Origin of the sequence: Treponema sp. OMZ 855, assembly GCF_024181145.1 — a bacterium.
In the GTDB taxonomy this organism is placed as follows: Bacteria; Spirochaetota; Spirochaetia; order Treponematales; family Treponemataceae; genus Treponema.
In genome coordinates, this window is record NZ_CP051194.1 from 2039998 (window position 1) to 2056511 (window position 16514).

Annotated in this window: 21 protein-coding genes and 1 pseudogene; 6 read left to right on the top strand and 16 right to left on the bottom strand. The window is 41.6% G+C overall.

Features of this window, described 5'->3' with window-relative positions; genetic code table 11:
- Positions 1-5: 5 nt before the first annotated feature.
- Genes E4N65_RS09145 through E4N65_RS09155 form a run of 3 tightly spaced genes read left to right on the top strand, consistent with a single transcriptional unit; the run spans position 6 to position 3837 of the window.
- Positions 6-1835, top strand: a complete 1830-nt coding sequence (locus tag E4N65_RS09145) for an ABC transporter permease (protein ID WP_253672921.1) — start codon at positions 6-8, stop codon at positions 1833-1835.
- A 1-nt stretch (position 1836) separates the two neighbouring features.
- Complete coding sequence (locus tag E4N65_RS09150; protein ID WP_044015199.1) at positions 1837-2946, top strand: ABC transporter ATP-binding protein; 1110 nt, start codon at positions 1837-1839, stop codon at positions 2944-2946.
- Between the two features lie 39 nt (positions 2947-2985).
- Complete coding sequence (locus E4N65_RS09155; RefSeq protein ID WP_044015197.1) at positions 2986-3837, top strand: inositol monophosphatase family protein; 852 nt, start codon at positions 2986-2988, stop codon at positions 3835-3837.
- Here E4N65_RS09155 and E4N65_RS09160 read toward each other — a convergent pair.
- Positions 3755-4630: a ketopantoate reductase family protein gene (locus E4N65_RS09160; protein ID WP_044015195.1), complete on the bottom strand. Its 876-nt coding sequence runs from the start codon at positions 4628-4630 to the stop codon at positions 3755-3757. The genes E4N65_RS09155 and E4N65_RS09160 overlap by 83 nt on opposite strands.
- A 108-nt stretch (positions 4631-4738) precedes the next feature.
- Here E4N65_RS09160 and E4N65_RS09165 point away from each other — a divergent pair, with 108 nt between their 5' ends.
- A complete protein-coding gene (locus tag E4N65_RS09165) occupies positions 4739-5293 on the top strand; it encodes an NAD(P)H-dependent oxidoreductase (protein WP_253672922.1) in 555 nt (184 codons plus the stop codon).
- 169 nt (positions 5294-5462) lie between these two features.
- Here the strand turns inward: E4N65_RS09165 and E4N65_RS09170 are convergent, their stop codons facing one another.
- The 4 genes from E4N65_RS09170 to E4N65_RS09185 form a co-directional block, all read right to left on the bottom strand.
- On the bottom strand, positions 5463-6062 hold the full coding sequence (locus tag E4N65_RS09170; RefSeq protein ID WP_044015191.1) for a hypothetical protein: 600 nt from the start codon (positions 6060-6062) through the stop codon (positions 5463-5465).
- A 330-nt stretch (positions 6063-6392) separates the two neighbouring features.
- Positions 6393-6908: a hypothetical protein gene (locus E4N65_RS09175; protein WP_044015189.1), complete on the bottom strand. Its 516-nt coding sequence runs from the start codon at positions 6906-6908 to the stop codon at positions 6393-6395.
- 12 nt (positions 6909-6920) lie between these two features.
- Entirely contained in the window at positions 6921-7799 is an 879-nt protein-coding gene (locus tag E4N65_RS09180) for a DUF4261 domain-containing protein (RefSeq protein ID WP_044015187.1), read from the bottom strand.
- Between the two features lie 18 nt (positions 7800-7817).
- Positions 7818-8561, bottom strand: a complete 744-nt coding sequence (locus E4N65_RS09185; protein WP_044015184.1) for a hypothetical protein — start codon at positions 8559-8561, stop codon at positions 7818-7820.
- Positions 8562-8939: 378 nt separating this feature from the next.
- On the opposite strand from E4N65_RS09185, the gene E4N65_RS09190 reads away from it, so the two are divergent.
- Both E4N65_RS09190 and E4N65_RS09195 read left to right on the top strand, forming a co-directional pair.
- Positions 8940-9281, top strand: coding sequence for a hypothetical protein (locus E4N65_RS09190; protein WP_044015182.1), 342 nt, complete (start codon positions 8940-8942; stop codon positions 9279-9281).
- 13 nt (positions 9282-9294) lie between these two features.
- Positions 9295-9924 carry a hypothetical protein gene (locus E4N65_RS09195; RefSeq protein ID WP_044015180.1) on the top strand — a complete coding sequence of 210 codons (630 nt, stop codon included), beginning with the start codon at positions 9295-9297 and terminating at the stop codon, positions 9922-9924.
- A gap of 33 nt (positions 9925-9957) precedes the next feature.
- Here the strand turns inward: E4N65_RS09195 and E4N65_RS09200 are convergent, their stop codons facing one another.
- From E4N65_RS09200 to E4N65_RS09250, 11 genes and pseudogenes are all read right to left on the bottom strand, one after another.
- Positions 9958-10923 (bottom strand): alpha/beta hydrolase, encoded by a 966-nt coding sequence (locus E4N65_RS09200; protein ID WP_081984425.1) that lies wholly within the window; start codon positions 10921-10923, stop codon positions 9958-9960.
- A 178-nt stretch (positions 10924-11101) separates the two neighbouring features.
- Positions 11102-11977 (bottom strand): CPBP family intramembrane glutamic endopeptidase, encoded by an 876-nt coding sequence (locus E4N65_RS09205; protein WP_044015179.1) that lies wholly within the window; start codon positions 11975-11977, stop codon positions 11102-11104.
- A gap of 16 nt (positions 11978-11993) precedes the next feature.
- Positions 11994-12617 (bottom strand): PadR family transcriptional regulator, encoded by a 624-nt coding sequence (locus E4N65_RS09210; RefSeq protein WP_044017182.1) that lies wholly within the window; start codon positions 12615-12617, stop codon positions 11994-11996.
- Between the two features lie 238 nt (positions 12618-12855).
- Entirely contained in the window at positions 12856-13068 is a 213-nt protein-coding gene (locus tag E4N65_RS09215; RefSeq protein WP_253672923.1) for a zinc-binding dehydrogenase, read from the bottom strand.
- Positions 13069-13092: 24 nt separating this feature from the next.
- Complete coding sequence (locus E4N65_RS09220; protein ID WP_253672924.1) at positions 13093-13458, bottom strand: type II toxin-antitoxin system VapC family toxin; 366 nt, start codon at positions 13456-13458, stop codon at positions 13093-13095.
- Positions 13459-13493: 35 nt separating this feature from the next.
- Positions 13494-13715 (bottom strand): hypothetical protein, encoded by a 222-nt coding sequence (locus tag E4N65_RS09225; RefSeq protein WP_253672925.1) that lies wholly within the window; start codon positions 13713-13715, stop codon positions 13494-13496.
- A gap of 46 nt (positions 13716-13761) precedes the next feature.
- Positions 13762-14421, bottom strand: a complete 660-nt coding sequence (locus E4N65_RS09230) for a zinc-binding dehydrogenase (RefSeq protein WP_253672926.1) — start codon at positions 14419-14421, stop codon at positions 13762-13764.
- 150 nt (positions 14422-14571) lie between these two features.
- Positions 14572-14952, bottom strand: a complete 381-nt coding sequence (locus tag E4N65_RS09235) for a hypothetical protein (protein WP_253672927.1) — start codon at positions 14950-14952, stop codon at positions 14572-14574.
- Between the two features lie 14 nt (positions 14953-14966).
- Positions 14967-15110, bottom strand: a pseudogene (locus E4N65_RS09240) (radical SAM protein); the annotation flags it as partial.
- A gap of 76 nt (positions 15111-15186) precedes the next feature.
- Positions 15187-15795 carry a Type 1 glutamine amidotransferase-like domain-containing protein gene (locus tag E4N65_RS09245; RefSeq protein ID WP_371921813.1) on the bottom strand — a complete coding sequence of 203 codons (609 nt, stop codon included), beginning with the start codon at positions 15793-15795 and terminating at the stop codon, positions 15187-15189.
- A 71-nt stretch (positions 15796-15866) separates the two neighbouring features.
- Complete coding sequence (locus E4N65_RS09250; protein ID WP_052185507.1) at positions 15867-16430, bottom strand: YbhB/YbcL family Raf kinase inhibitor-like protein; 564 nt, start codon at positions 16428-16430, stop codon at positions 15867-15869.
- Positions 16431-16514 lie beyond the last annotated feature (84 nt).

A 16514-nucleotide genomic window follows, 5' to 3' on the forward strand; every position in this document is an offset into this window, starting at 1 on the left:
AATATATGAAACCTATGACACTTACCGGGAAGAGGGCCGGCAACAAATTAAAAGCGTTTTTCGCACAGCCCTCAAATATCATTCTTACCGTTGCGCTCATTTTACTCGGTGTAACGACTATCTTCCCGCTCATTTCGATGATTATCGAAAGTTTTACCGTACATTTACGGGAGGCGCTGTTTCATGGAGAGCCGGCGGGAAGCATATCGCTCAGCGGATGGAAATCGCTTTTACTCACGTCGGAGTATAACTACAGTAAAAATTACTTTTACGTTCCGCTGTTTAACTCAATCTCCATGGCGTTGATTGCTTCCGCTGTTGCCATTGTTATCGGCGGAGTATTTGCATGGTTTATCAACCGGACGAACATCCCGCTGAAAAAACCGATATCGGCGCTGCTTTTATTTCCGTACATTATGCCGTCGTGGACGATTGCGCTTTTTTGGCACAATATATTTGCTAACGTAACAGTACATGGATGCAGTGCAAACGGCATTATCGCTTCGTTGTTCCATATCTATGCACCGGAGTGGTTTGTTTACGGACGGTTCCCTATCGGAATGACACTCGGTATTCACTATGCGCCGTTTGCCTATATTCTGATCGGCGGTATTCTGAAAAACATGGATGCCAATCTTGAAGAAGCGGCAACCATTCTAAAAACGCCGCGCTGGAGAATCCTTACAAAGATTACCTTACCGATTGTAGCTCCCGCGATGATGAATACGTTTTTGCTGGTGTTCGCCAGTTCCGTAAGCGCGTATGCCGTACCCGTTTTTCTCGGTACTCCTATCGGCTTTATGACGTTAACCACCTCGATGACCTATTTTAATCAGGCATATCCGGCGCAAGGCTATGCAGTCGGTATCGTGCTGGTAGTATTAGGGCTATTCGTACTGGGCATCAACAACCTATTTACCGGAAAACGGAAGTCATACACAACAGTAACCGGCAAGAGTTCGCAAGTATCATTCATCAATTTGAAAGCAGCGCGGCGTCCGCTTGCAGCAGCAGGTCTTCTTATCGTCTTCGCTATCTCCATTCTGCCGATGATCACCTTTGCACTGGAATCGGTACTGAAAAGCGCCGGTAATTATACACTCGGCAATATGTCGTTTAATTTCTGGATCGGAGACCCCAATTCTCAAGCTCTGCAAGCGCAATACTATAACTGGGAAGGCGGTATTCTGGTCAATGCACATGTATGGAGTGCGCTGGGGCATAGCTTACTGCTCTCACTTGCCTGCGCACTGATTGCCGGCACGTGCGGACTGTTGGTCGGCTATGCGGTTGTAAACAAACGGCATTCCAAGCTATCAAAAATCGTGAGCACACTCGCGTTTATTCCATATCTTATTCCTTCGATGGCGTTCGGTATGGCGTACCTTGCGCTGTCGGTTAACTGGTCGTTTTTATACGGATCGTTTTTTCTGCTCGTGTTGGTCGGCGCTATTAAATATATGCCTTTTGCAACAAAGTCCGCTACAGGCGCGATGCTGCAGCTGTCAGGCGAAATAGAAGAAGCTGCAATTTTAACCAATACGCCGTGGTGGAAACGGATGCTGAAAATTATCTTTCCGATTCAAAAGCCGAGTTTCTTGTCGGGATATCTTTTGCCGTTTATCTCGTGTATGCGCGAACTATCGTTGTTCGTGCTTTTGATTGTGGATAGTAATTTCATTACAACGACCCTACTGATGTATTACAACGAAAAAGGATATTCTCAGTACGGCAATGCGTTAAACTTATTGATTGTCATTATCGTGCTGCTTATCAACTGGGTGGTGAATAAATTGACAGGCGCAAGCGTTACGAAAGGCGTAGGAGGAAAATAAGATGTCTGAGATTATATTGGAACAGGTGACAAAGCAATGGGGAAAATTTGTCGGCGTTGATAACCTCAATATGACAATAGATGACCGTGCATTTGTAACGCTGCTTGGTCCTTCCGGCTGCGGAAAAACGACAACGCTCCGGATGATTGCGGGACTGGAAACGCCTACATCGGGAAAGATTATTATCGACGGCACGCCCGTCTTCGATTCGGAGAAAGGAATCAATGTGCCGCCGTCAAAACGGAATGTCGGCTTTTTGTTTCAAAACTATGCGTTGTGGCCGCACATGACGGTGTATCAAAATATTGCATTCGGCTTGCAAAACTTAAAGTGGGATAGCCGGCGCATCAGAGAACGGGTGGCGGAGCTGCTTGCCTTGCTGAAAATCGAGCAATTTGAAAAAAGATATCCGAGTGAGCTTTCAGGCGGACAACAGCAGCGGGTTGCTATTGCGCGCACGCTTGCTCCCAACCCCAAAATTTTATTTATGGATGAGCCGCTGTCCAACCTTGATGCAAAGCTGAGGACGGAAATACGAGTCGAACTGAAACGGCTGCACAGTACCACCGATTCCACATTTGTGTATGTTACGCATGATCAGTTGGAAGCAATGACGCTTTCTACGAAGGTCTGCATTATGGAAAAGGGACTGTTAAAGCAATACGCCGCTCCGCTTGAGATGTACAATAAGCCGTCATGTGTATTTGTCGGCGACTTTATCGGTAATCCTACTATGAATTTTATCGAGGCGGAATACCGTAAGGGTACCATTCAATTTTGCGGATTGCAGGCGGAATTTGTCAGCGATACCCCACTCCCGTTTGAAGAAAAAAGTGTTATTCTCGGCATCCGCCCTGAATATGTACAGATAAGCGAACATGGAAGTGCAGAGGGAACCGTCTTTTCAACCTTACCTGCGGGCATGGAAACAACCGTTAAAATCAATTCACACGGCACCATTCTTACTTCCGTTGTGTTCGGCAGTGTCGATTATGACATTGATAAAAAAGTCTCATTCGATTTTTCCGGTAACTCCATCATCCTCTTCGATAAAGAAACCGAAGCAAATATTGCAATGGGACACTTGGGCATCTCTAAAACTCAAGGTTAGTTTTTAGAAGTTCACACTTGCAGTTTAATGGATAGTAGCATGACGTCAGAAACATTACATCAACTCTACGATTATTTAGTTCCGCTGGTAACGGGAGCCTATCGGGAAGCATCACGGTATAGTGTTCAGGGAATTGAAAAAAAAGAATTGAACGATATTGCCACGTTTACCGACCGGTTTATGGAACAAGCAATTGTAGAAGGCATCCGGCAGCGCTTTCCCGATCATACGTTTATCGGAGAAGAATACGGCGAAAACCGCGGGGAAAGTCCGTACGAATGGCTTATCGATCCGATTGACGGTACGGTGAATTTTGCTGCCGGTATTCCAATGTTCGGCACAACGCTCGCCTTGCGGAAAAATAAAGAAACGATTTTCGGTATCATATTCGATTGGCCGAATAACGCTATTTATTACGCAATCAAAGGCGAGGGAGCGTACTGCGGCACTGTGAAACTGCAGGTGTCGCAGCGTTCGCGGCTTGACGAATCGATTGTCAGTATTTGTTTAACATCGAGTTATAATGCCGAATACAGCGGAAAAGTGCTCGACCTTATACAAAAATTACAGCCGCATGTACGCGGCATACGGATAATTGTTTGTACGGTCTATGAGCTTATCTGGCTTGCCACTGGCAAAAGCGAAGCGATGATCAACGTCAAGCCGTCAATGGGCTTAAGTTCCTGTGCCGGTAAGTTGATTGTCAGCGAAGCGGGCGGTAAGGTAACCAATCTATCGAATAAGCCGCGACAAGAAATCGATGATTTATTAATCACCAACTCGGTTATCCATGATGCAGTGTATAACATTATCGCGCAGAAAGATACCGATAAAATTGTACATGCAACCGATTCATTTCATCGGGAGCTTTCATCGAATGCCGGTACATAAACATATATCCGAAATGGCTTTTGAAAATGAGTGTAAAAATGTGCTGTAATATCCGAATGGGCAAACGCCTTAACAAATGCATCTTCGGCGGTGAAAGTTTTACGTCGGAATGGTACAGCATAGTAACATTCTTTTTGATTTGCCGTACGGTTTCATTCATAATGCTCGATTCTTTCCAAACCGTTTCCGGATTTTTTGCTTTGTAATACGCATCGGCAATCGGAACAACCAGCGCCAGATGACAGAGTTGCCAGCAGTGCATATCTTTTACAATCCCGTGCGGTATGTTCGATGCGGTAAAAAGAGCGGCTAATTTTTTCAAACGTTCGGATTTATTTCCATTGATTTCGGCAAAGGTCGTAAGTTGAATAATACGCGGCGTAAAGTCCGCGTTAAGGATGCCCTTTTCATAACTGCCGCCTGCACCCGGAAATGCCGGTATAATACGTCCTGTTCCGCAAATACGTTCCCAATTACCGTACGGTTCAAGCGTGTTGACCATTGTAACAATATTCGGACTGATATTGTGCTTCAACTCTTGTAACGCCGTATGTACTTGATTTTCCTTTACCGTTAGAAAAATAAAATCATACCAGTCATCTTTTTCCAATGTACCGATAACGGTAACATTTGCTCTGTGGATGTTGCCCTTTTTCTCATACTGTAGACCGAGGGTTTGCAGTGCTTTAAGCCTTTCCCCTCGTGCGTACACCGTGGTGTTATATCCTGCTTCAGCAAACGCAGCGGCATACAAACTGCCGATTACACCTGCACCGTAGATTAAGATTTTCATTTTACTACCTGTCTAATAGCCGCACAGTTTTCAGTTTTCTATCATCAGTATAGAACATTTTTATCTTTGATGGTATGCTCTCGACACAACTCATTAAAGGATATTGTTATGCCTAAAACTCTGATTATTCTTGCTCACCCTACTATTTCTCAATCTATCGTTCATAAACACTGGGCGGCTAGAGTGCGGCACCATACCGATCGCTTTACTGTTCACGAACTATACACTGCCTATCCTCAAGGTAAACTTGATGTAGCGGCTGAACAAAAATTGATAGAAACTCACGATGCAATGGTGTGGCAATTTCCCGTATACTGGTTTAATTGTCCGCCATTACTGAAACAGTGGTTCGATGAAGTGCTGACTCATGGCTGGGCTTATGGCTCGAAAAGCAAAGCACTTACGGGCAGAAAAATTGCACTTGCCGTCTCGCTCGGTGCGCCGGCCATAGACTACCGCGCAGACGGTGCTGTCGGGTGCAGCGTTGCCGAAGTACTGCGTCCGTTTGAACTGACAGCGAAATACTGCAATGCAGACTACCGCCCGCCGTTCATCTTCCACACGATAGACAGCAACGCAGGATATAGCGAAGCTGCACAGAAAGAGGTAGAGCAGAGCGCAAGGGACTATTTAGCTTGGTTGGATGCACTGCAACAAACATAAGGCATAATCGACAGAGAAGAACGTTTGAATTATTGCATACTCTTTTACTTTTTCAGCAAGGCTCTCGTCGTAACAAAGGGTATTAAAGCAAAAACAACAACACCGTTCTTTATCGGGCACGGGGAAAGTGCAAGGATTGCCTTTTCGGATTCAGCTATACTTTATATATTTAAAGTCCCTTTAAGTAACAATTGAAATAATCTTTTTCCCTATAGATTTTTGTACCCGAAAAATTTTTTAATCCGGCCTTTCGGTAATTTTGTATTTTGCCGCTACTATCTATGTAGCTGTGATTTATCACTTCGGTAATATCGGAAAAATTATAATTTTCGGGAAGATCAAAAAAAGAGAATGAGAAGGCTGTGCCGAAATTAAAATAATTTCCGTCACGCATTTTCACAACAAATCCCGTCCAGCTCATTAACGTTTCGCCTCTTATTTGCTTTAATATTTCTATCGGAAAAGAATACCGGCTTCTCTCTATTCTTACTATTTTTTTAGAGTCTATGATGTTATGTTCTATACAAAAATGACTTACGATTTGCCTGTAAGGATTCTCCTCATTATTGAGAAAAATTTTATTTTCTTTTTCTTCTTCGAATCTTCTTATCGCTAAATCTATATATGTATCCGCACATGAAAATTTTACGCATGGAATAATCACATCGTCTCTTAAAACTACAGACGCTCGATATATACATCCATATATATCATCCACTATCGGTTCGATATTCATTTTTAAAAATGTAATTATTTCTTTTTCATTCATATTCGACTTCTTTATTCGTACAGAAAGTTTAACGCCCCTCCGCATGAATCACAATAGTTGCTCTTTGCGTTTTATTATATTGCACCTATATCATTTGTAGATTTTGTGTACTTCAAATATATAAAATAATTTATTCCGCTTTGTTTGGCATATTTTTGTTTTAGTCGATCATACTCCTTAAAACCTATTCTTTTATATGCCGTAATTGCAGGGATATTAGTATCCGTTGTTTCCAGAATAACTTCTTGATATTCCTAATATCGTTGACACAATCACTTGCCCTTTTGATTTCGATCATAAGTAAATCAGCTCTTTTCACAATATATTATATTATCGCATTAACCGCATAATGGCAAAAAGTGTACCGGATACTATAAAAGCTGTAAGCGTCATTGCAACAATCCCTTTTAGAAATCCGATAAAATGGAATAGATAATCTTTATTGCCTACGCAGTTTTCGGTTCCCGGAAAAATAAATAGTTTTGAAGTGAGTACACATATCATGAACCAGTCTACAATGATTAAATCAACTACATTCCACGTCATCGACATAATCCACAGATGGAAAAAGACTGTAATGAACGAGACACTTTTGGCACCATAGGTATAAAGCACCGACAAAACAGCCGTACCGATAATTACTAAAAAACTGCAAACAAAAAAGACAATGCTCTGCAGTTTTTGCTTTTTATCCGGTTGCGGTATATTGGCACATTGTACTACGTCTTTCGGATAGTCATGCGCTATCGTCCATGGGAATTTGCGAACTGAAACCGATACTATTATCATCCACACTACCGACCAGACAAAACCGTGAATAATTGCTGTGTTTATTTGTAAAACCATAATATACCTTCCTTATTCGTACTGTCTGTTACCCGCAGCATAGGCGCCGGTATCTATATCGAGAACTTCGCGCACAGGTTGGATAAGCGATTCTTCGTAGCGGCATATCCATCGTTCAGGCGGTGCAGAATCGTCCGGTATGCCGTCAATGGTGTCGCCGGTTTCTATGGGGTTATCATTTATTAAAAGATACAACGCGGTGTTGTATGCATGATTTACCATCAGATTCGGATCAAGTCCGTGAAAATGATATTGTAAGTCGGGTAAGAACAACAAGCCCATACCGAGCGTATCGACAAGCATATCTTCACCGCCTTGAATAGTAAAAAAGCGGACATTCACGGCGAATTGAATAAAACGGTTTTCACGGGGAAGCGTATGGTTGCGAATAGTTTCTGCGGTAAAAAGTTTCCCCGAATTTTCAAAATAAACGGCAGTACAGTCAGGGAAAAGCTCGACCAGCGCCTCTGTAAAATCCATATCGAGTTCTGCACGCTCTGATGCGGGAAGCGCCGCCGCCAGCATATCGGTACCGATGAGTGCATACCGGCATTCGGACAAAATAGCATCTTTATCTTCTCCGCAGTCCCACATCTGGCTTTTGGTAAAATCGTCAATGGTGCTTCCGTCAAAGGCGGCGGGAGCAATCATCAGCATAGGCGGATACGCCCCATCCTTAAATTCCGCCCGATATCGAGTGGCGGCAAACTGCGCTACGGCAGTGTCGGAATCGTACGAAAAACATTCGGCATCTCCCAAGCGCTTTTGCATCACCGCTTCCATCTGCTCTCGAGCCGGCATTGTTACCGGCGCTTTGAATAAGAGCTTTACAATAAAAATGCTGCCAACCTTTTCTTCTTTGGTTAAATCCTGTTGAAAAATCTTATCCATATTTTGCCTACCCTTCTCTTATTTATACAGCGCAATTTCTTTTTCTATAATCTCTTGCTTTACGGATTTTATCAATGTTTTTACATTCGTCTTGCAATCGTAAACAAAATACGATTGTATCGTTCCGTCATATTCTGAATACAGAATTTCTTCGCCGCCGAGAAAGCGAAACGTAATTATTGAAGACGAAATCTCTTTCACATGCGTACCGTCGTAATCGGAAACATAAAGCGCAATATCATCCTCGCTATTCAAAATCTTATCATTCGTTGTATCGTTTTTAACGACGGCATACACATTACACTCTTGAGGATATCTCGGCGGCTGATCTTTCTCAACCTCTGTTAAGCAATATTTATAGATAAAAACATTTGCCGGAAACAACTTGTATTCTTCCCGCCCGTTATTTTTCACAAAAACAAGGTTTGTGATACCATCTCCACCAAAACCTTTTCCCAACACATTCGAAAATCCATTTCCCGACCACTTGGATTTTTCCGTACCGTATGCTTCATCCGCCTTAATCGTCGAGCTTTTCACGCTAAAAATATATACATCTTTTATTTTTCTCTCAAATTCCAGATGTTCTTTAATTTCTATGTGTGCCTCCTCGACAACTGCAATCTGCTGCGCCCGCGTTCGATGAAACGGTAACAAATCATTAATGAGTGCCGCAGTCAGAGCTATAATCCCCAAAAGAGCAAAAACAAACACCAACACAAAATCCGCTTTTTTGATAAACTCAAAAATCTTCTTTTTCATTTTTTCTCCACAATCATTTTACCAATTTTCTTTGAGATTATTGTAGTTTGTATTTTCTCAAATCTAGTACATAACCGATTTAACCAAAATAAAAAGTATTAGATTCCTTTGATTACAGCAAGCACGATTATCAAAAAATACTGATAACAGTTTTTGATTTTAGCACATACCACCTCACTTCTCAATGATGATGCACGATATTTTAACCGATCTTACATAAACCGTCTATTCACCGCGGATTGATACGATAAAATAGATACCAGCACGAGAGGGTTTTAATTGAAAGTGCAGCATTCCTATGATATAATCTAATCAATTTATAAAAGAAATCTAATATGTCCATTCAACGGATAGCTTACTGAACCGCTTGGAGATAAAATGAAAAAATCACTTTTAATCATAGCACTTCTGTTCGCCTCGCTCGCGGCATTTACTGACGACAGCGGCTCATACAAGCCGGAGGACTGGACTTACGGGAACATCTATGTCAAGGAGCCGAACGACAAAATCGCACTGGAGCGAGAGCTTCTGGTTGTAGAGCATACGGCTATCGGTGAATATGACAGAAAGAGCGACACGTTTGATAAAACCAGCGGGCGCGAAGTAACCGTACGCTTTGATTTTCTGAACACCACGCGGGAGCGCGTCACCGTGCCGTGTGCATTCCCTGTGGTGGTAAAGACACAAGTCAGCGTAAAAAAAGATGGGGAAATAAGATGAGTGAGGTAGAAGCATGATAAAATGCAAAACATTTATTTTCGTATTAATGACTTGTTGGTTCTTATTAAATTCTTGTAATAAATCAAAAACAATAGCTCACAACGATACAAATATAATACGAGAAAATAGGTATGCTGCTACTACATTATCAGCAGTTATAATAGGTTCCAGTATTTTAGAAATAAAAGATAAGAATGGACATTTGGTATTAAGATATTCTTGGGATGAAGCACAATCCCGATACCCGAATGCAGATACAATTTATGATCTCGGATGGGATGATAGCAATAAAAATTATTGGTTTTGGTCTATAACCCCTACTCATATTTCATATATCGCAAAATATAATGTCGATAAAAAAGAACTGTGCTATTTTGATGCTCCCGATGATATTTGTGGTTACAATGAATATTGTTTTGACACGAATAAAGCTATTTTAATTTATTCAAATTGGGTCAATCCTCAATCTCCGGAAGATGAAAAGGAGATATTGAGCTCGCAAATTATTTTAAAAAAATACAATGTTGAACAAAAAAAGATATCAATTATTGAAACTAATATTGGAAATGAATATTCTCCGGTACTAGAAAATGGATTAATTAAATATCATGTTAGAGAAGAAGTAAAGATATTATCTGATTAAGAAAAGAATGCCTATCTCCGAAAGCGAGCCCCATTAACTTTGCACTGTAATGAGCAAAAACTGCAAACATGACCATGATTGCAGTATAATCGGTAAAGAATATGGCATAGCCTTTTTCCATATCGAGAAAAAAGAACTGCTGCTGCAAAACGAGATAGCACTTTTCTCATCGATTATGTTTTGCACAAATTGCACTGCATAGTCCGCCGCTTTCCGCCTCGCGTTTCCATAAAAAACGTGCTTTTCTCTGTCAAGCTTTATGAGCTTGGCATTAGGGAAGGTCTTAATCGCACGCTCCGAATACGACAGCGGTACAATCGAGTCGTCTGTTCCATGAATGATGAGCGTTCTGCCGGAATACTGCGGCATCAACGTATAAATATCAAAGGATAGTGCATCCTTGTTATAAATGTGCCCGATGGTTTTTCCCAGCAGCTTCATTTCAGCAGGAATCCGTTCGGGATCGGGGGTGCGCCGCCGAGCATCATCCTGCAGAACAAATGCGGGATATAATAAAACTAGACCGGCAACATCGGCGGGACATTTTGCCGCGACATAGGTTGAAACGAATCCGCCTTGGCTTTCTCCGAATAAAAAGATTTGCGCACGCTTAAAACGCGGGTCGGCTTTTAAGTTGTCGAGAATGACTGTCAAATCTTCAGCCTCGGTAAGCACCGACATTTCCGTCATTTTCCCGGCGCTTTTGATATGATTGCCACCGCCGATAAAATCGAAAATATATGCGGCAATCCCCTGTTCCGCAAAAGCCGCTGCATAGTCTTTAACACCTCCATGATTTCCGCCGAATCCGTGCGAAAGGATGACTAAGGGCATCTGAGAGGTTCTATCGGGGATAAAAAGCTTTCCGTATATTTTCATGCCGTTCCTTTGAAAGCATTGTTCCTCAACTTTAAAGGCGGACGGCATTGCATTTGTTTGTGCCGCGGCAATTGTTCCGATATACAAGATAGCTGCCGATAAAAGCATACATTTTTTCATATAAATTAATTCAGGTTTTAGATACATGGAGATAGTATAGCATAAAAATATGAAAAAGAGAGAGGGAAACTACAGACCTCCTTAGCATGTTTGGTTGTTTACAGATCATAAGCACAACTTTTTACCGGTAAAACAATACATTAAATTATACTTGCTTTTTCAAGTTTTATATTCATATCTATCTCTGCGTCTCTTGATTTTCTGTTTCTCTGCGGATATTTCTCAGCCAAAATCCTATGCCAAGATACATGAACATAGATAGCACTCCGGCAGATAACGAGAAAACGAGCGCTGTTTGCGAGTGTATAACTACCGCACCCGATAGCAACAAAGGATTGATGTAGGCATCTTCCATTGTGTGCATAATAACCGCAGGCCATACACTTTTGGTGATTCTAAACATTTCAACATACATCACAATCCAACTCAGACAAACCAGAAATCCCCAAACAAAAAAGAAGGGTCTGCTTACCGAGAATCCCATGTAGTCGTTTATTTCTTTTTGAGTAAGAAAGTACAAAACATACGGCAAATGCCACATCCACCAAATAATGCCGCTCACAATATAGAGTGTGCAATCTTTCAGTTTTAGTTTTAAGAGCTGATTTGTCAAATACGCACGCCATAAAGATTCTTCAAAAAAGTTTTTAATAAACTGAATGATTATTTGGCTGCCAAGAGTAGTCAATAAAACAGCACCATTCATCTTGCCGAGACCTATACCGTTAAAGAGTAAGCCGGTCAATATTATCAACGTTGCTACTACCGGATATATCAAAAATGAGACAAGATACATTGTTCGATGTTTTTTTATGTTCAGATGATAACCGTGTTCCTTCCATGTATCACCGCAAAATGACCGTAAAATAATCACTAAAAATAAGGGACTGATAAGCCATATTCCCATTCCTGCCGTACCGGTATCGCCCATACCTGCATTCGTATAATCGGCATGTCCCGTCATCCTGTCAATAAAATATCCTACAAAGCCTATTACTGATATAAAGACAATAAATATCAAAAGATTTCTTTTTATTGTACGTGTATTTTCCATTAGATCATCTCCTATCTTAAAATAAACCTGCATTTATTTTCTTTTGCAATTCTTTGAACCATTTAATATGAAACTGTACTAAATCCGCCCCATGTTGTGCCGTCAACATTTCGTACTTATGTATGTCGGAAAAACTTTGGGCGATATTTTTGCTTTTTCCCGCGCGCAACAACGCTGCGGCATAATCAGGATTATCGGCATAGTAATCAAGCAATTCTTTTTTGTTTGCTTCAACATCCTTGTTTACTTCCAGTATTTGTTTTAGATATGTAAGTTCGCTTTCTAAATTTTTTATGACAGCGGAAATGAGTTCAACACGTTTATCGTTCGGTAAGACACCCATAAACAAAAGCTTCCCGAGTTCGGTATTTTTTCCTTGCGACATATCCATCGGGTTTTGCAGCCACAGTAAAAATTCCTTCCTGCCGTTTTCTTTTATACGGTAATATTTTTTTTCCACATTCTTTTCTTTTACGGCAGAGCACGTAATAAGTCCGTTTGACAGCAGGTTTTTCAGAGCTGCTTGAATGCTCCCCATACTATCGCTGCACATAGCGGTGAAGTTTTCGGCTATCATCGCTTTTAATTGATAAACCGTCATTTCTTTTAACATCAATAAACCGAGCAAAAAATATTTCATATACTTCATCTTCCCTGTTTATAACATTACTATTAGACATATCTAATAGTAATAGTTTGGATAATAAATGTCAATAGACGAAATAGTAATTTTGTTTTTCCTAAAGTTGAATACTATTGAATTGAATTATTCACAGCAAGAATTGATTGATTTCGATTTGTACTCCATATACAGCAAGCGAAAGGTTTCTGAGGCAACAAGGGAGCTATCAGAAGACTTTTCTCATGCATCACGCGCCTTACAGCTCCACAACAATTTTCCCGTTTACCTTACCGCCGTCGCATGCTGCGCAGGCTTGGGCAATATCGCGGAACGCAAAGTGTGCACCGATAAGCGGCTGTAAGGTATGCTCGGTTAAAAAGCTGAAAATTGAATCGATGTCGGCTTGCGTAGGAAAATTGCTGTGAAAGCCGGTAACTTCCGTTTTGGAGCGTGTCGGAGAATCGTTCAAGGATGGGTTAAATATCTAATATGTTCAATCGACTACCCAATCTTCAATTTTCAAACCGTTTACACTTGAAAATTCATTCGCATTATGAGTAATAAGAGTCCCTTTTTCATGAAGAACGGTGGCAGCAATCAGTAAATCATTTGCGCCTATCGGTGTACCTGCAAGCTCCAAATCTTTTCGGATTTCTGCATAGAAGTAAGCCATTTTACCTGTAAAATTCACAATTTCAAACGGCTTCAAAAATTTTTCCACTTTCTCCATAGTCTTTTCTCTTGTCTGGCTTTTAAAAGCGCCAAGCAAAAGTTCTCCTTTTACCACCGAAGAAATTTTTATCTCTTTTGGCGAAACTGATAAGAATTTTTCGCGGACAGATGGAAACTTTCCATTCATAAAGTAAATGCACGTATTTGAGTCTATAAAATACATTAAAAAGCCACTCGCGTTTCAAGTTTTGGCTGATCAGGTCTCGTAAATGACGGGTCAGAAACAGAGCCGAACAGATCAGCCCAGCCCTCCGGATAATGAGGCTCTATTCTTTCCATGATTTTGCTTACGACCCACTTTGAAAGTGACATATTTTCCGCATGAGCTTCGTTTTCAATTTTGAGAAGCTGCTCTTGCGTAACATATAATGATAACTGCGGCATATTCGCACCTCTTTTTATCCAAGTGTAAAACAGTTTATTATAAAAATCAAGTATATTTGCACGTATATGCGCAGGCTTGGGCAATATCGCGAAACGCAAAGTGTGCACCGATAAGCGGCTGTAAGGTATGCTCGGTTAAAAAGCTGAAAATTGAATCGATGTCGGCTTGCGTAGGAAAATTGCTGTGAAAGCCGGTAAGATACACACCGCTCGGAATTTCTTGGATGGGGGCGAAATGCTCAAGTGCGAACACACCGCCGAGTACGCCCGTATTGCACACAATGCCGCCCGCCGCCATGCACCACAGCGTATCACGTAAGGTTTTGCAGCCAACCAGTTCCAGCGCTTTGGTAAAGCGGGCATTATATGTTTCAGATAAATTGCCGGTATCTAAGATGCATTCATCGGCACCAGCCCCTTTCAGTAGGTTCAGTTTGCTTTCACTATGTGTTGTGGCAGCAACGCGGCAGCCGATCGCTTTTGCAATCTGCATAGCAGCGTAACCGAGAGCGCAGGTGCCGCCCCGGACAAGCAGCGTGTCGTCTTTTTGTAAACGCAGGCATTGGAACAGAGAACCCCATGCGGTAAAATAGGTTTCGGGGACGGCGGCAATGTCAGCCCATGTCATATCGGACTGTATTGCAAAAACGTGGTGAGCAGGCAGCAGGGCGTATTCGGCATAGCTGCCATTGAAGCTGCGTCCCATGCCCCAACGCCAAGGTCTGACAAGCAAATTTCTGATGATAAGGGCACCTCTAAAAAACGAAGTTTTTAGAAGTTCCCACTATTTTGAATCGAGATTTTATGAGAGATAGGAGGATATGAATATGGACGCAAAAGACAAACACCGGCAGCATCATATACAGGTATGAGATGCCGTTATCCAAAAACATATTCCAACAATAAGTGAAAGCGGAGTCATAACATATTTTTCTTTCTTACTTTTTGAAATCATATTCATAATAGTATTCAAAGATAGGTAAGCGGCAAAGAAAAAACAAATATATTTAGTAACCTTAAAAGACAACCGCAAGGAAATAAAACCTCCGGCTTGCAAAATAATTATCATTGCAAAAATTTGGATAGCCACTGAAATGACTGCCGCAACTCTCAATTTATTAGGTAAGATTTTATGTTGTCCTCCCATTGTAAATTCGCCCAAAGGCAAACCGCAAGCCACAAGAACTGTCATAATTGCTATAATTCCAAATAATACTGCACCTAATATTGAAAGCATAAATCAATATTCTCCCTTCGCATAAAAGATGCATAACAATATTTGCATGCATGTGTACATCCGGTGTATGGATTAACGGAATAATCCGCTACGGGTAAATTTGATTTCGTTATAATGCTGCGCACCGCAATGTGTTTGATAACGGGGGCGGCGTTCATCGCATCAAATTCCATCCTTGTATTTTGCATATCGCCCATCGGTTACTCCGTTACTTGTCTATAGTCAATAGCCTCCTTACTCTTTCTCTACACTTACCAGCTTCCGTACTCCGTCTTTAACACTAAGAGCTTGTGCATTATTGATAGCGCATAGTTCGATATTTGAGAAGGATTGCATAATGTCTGCGGTAACTTTTTTGAATGGTGCGGTAAGATAGTGCGGCAGCACATAAAAATTGATGAGTCCTAATCCGGCATAATCACTCTGAGAATAATCTTCCGGAATAGGATCCATTTTTTCAATATAAGAAAGCTCCGGAGCACATACAATAGCGCCTGCTGATTCTCCAATAAATAATTTCCCTTTTTCCAGCTGTTGCTTTAGCAACGTATCCGTACCGGTTTTCCTCAATTGATCAATAAGGAAAAATGCATTACCGCCGGTAAAATAAATAATATCCGCTGTGTCAAACACCTGCGTAATATCGGAAGCGTTTGCAGTTGAAATCTCAATTTCAATCAGCTCAGCTCCTAATTTTTTGAATAATGTACGGGCTGACCCCACATAGCCTGTGTACCCTTCGTGTATCGATGCAGTGGGAATGAAAGCAACTCTTTTCCCCACAATGTGCTCTTTAAGAAGAGCGCCTACTTTTGAAAAGTGTGAGCACAAAAATAAATTCATTTCTCTACACCCCCTCGGTGAATGATGAGTTTAGATCATTATAGTATACGGATAATTTTTCACTGCTTTGGTCAGGGGTTATCCTTAGCACCGAACATACCCGTAAGTGAAGCAGCTTCGATTGCGTGCCCCTTAATTGCGGCCTTAAGCTCTTTTACGCTGCTGCCCGCCGGGAGACTCAGATTCATATCGAGCGCATAGAGATAAAAAATATAGCGGTGCGTCCCGAACGGCGGTTGAGGTCCGTTGTAGCCGCTCGTACCCCAGCTTGTTTCGCCTTCGACGGCATCCGATGGCACATTACCTTCTCCGATCGACGTTGTTTGCGGCGGAATGTTCCACAGCGTCCAATGATAAAATCCGCCGGGAAGCGGCGCATCCGGATCGTGCACGATAATCGCAAGACTCTTTGTACCCTCCGGTACACCGTCGATTTCGAGCGGAGGAATGTGATTCGCTCCGAGTTTTGCAAATTCTTGGGGCATTTTTTCGCCGTCGGCAAAAGCCGTGCTTGTCAACTTCATAGAACCTCCTTCGGTAAGCGGCTTGATTTCGTCTTTACTTGAGCAGCTTCCGCAGGAAATAACAATCAGCGCCGCCATAAATGGCAGCATTTTCGTATAGATATGTTTCATACCAATATTTTATGACAAAGGCATTTTAAGTCAAGATGCCAAACGGTTGCTTCGGGTACACACATCAGGCTGTTTTAATAGTCT